Genomic DNA, 362 nt, shown 5'->3' on the forward strand with positions numbered 1-362 from the left:
AGAGGGGAGAATCAAGCTCTTGCTGATTCGTCGTGCTGCCCACCCTTGTCAACACAAGCTGTCCTTGGTCGGTGGCTTTATTGCCAGAGGTGAGGATGCCTACCAGACCTGTCAGCGTGAGATAAAAAAAGAAGCGGGACTGGATTTGCCCCGCAATCATATCGAGCAACTCCTAACGGTTTCCGATTCTGAGCGGGATCCGCGGGGCTGGATGATGACTATTGCCCACTTGGTTTACCTGCCTAGTCAGGCCTTGGATTTGGTCAAACCAGGTCCAGATGGACGGGAGCCGATTGTTATCGATGTGGATTTCAAGACTTCGCAGTGTTCTTATGAGGGTCAGGTCTTGACGGCAGAGGATT

1 protein-coding gene is annotated in these 362 nt (G+C 52.2%); it reads left to right on the plus strand.

Translation table 11 applies throughout. The annotated features are described in order from the left end of the window. The coding region (locus C1G53_RS02500) for an NUDIX domain-containing protein (RefSeq protein WP_153046646.1) at nucleotides 1-362 on the plus strand (362 nt) is incomplete at both ends.

The organism is Streptococcus suis (genome assembly GCF_002960445.1).
GTDB classification, from domain to species: Bacteria; Bacillota; Bacilli; order Lactobacillales; family Streptococcaceae; genus Streptococcus; species Streptococcus hyiners.